Below are 268 nucleotides of genomic sequence, written 5' to 3'. Positions count from 1 at the left end.
CTTCAGCCTGCCTTTCGGTCAATACCGCACCACAGCACCCGATACAGTTGGCACCTTTCCAACGGTAACCCCATGGGGCAACTTGATCGTGTTTGGCTCTACTCTCAGCAATTTTGTGCAGCTTTTCACCACGGTGGTGGACGACAAATTATTCATGCGCCGCTACCGCGTCAGCGACGGCGGTTGGCAGCCGTGGCGCACGTTTTGGAACACGGCAAATACCACAGTGGATGCAAACGGGTTTGTCCGCGCCGCCAGTCCGATTGTG

General features: G+C 56.3%; 1 protein-coding gene. It reads left to right on the top strand.

The window, feature by feature from the left end; genetic code table 11:
* Positions 1 to 268 (top strand): hypothetical protein (locus tag AACQ14_RS24550; RefSeq protein WP_339366147.1); only part of this gene is annotated, 268 nt, incomplete at both ends.

The organism is Vallitalea maricola, from assembly GCF_036985595.1.
Classification (GTDB): Bacteria; Bacillota; Clostridia; order Lachnospirales; family Vallitaleaceae; genus Vallitalea; species Vallitalea maricola.
Note: the sequence above shows the minus strand (reverse complement) of the source record. Positions and strands in the feature narration are given on the sequence as shown.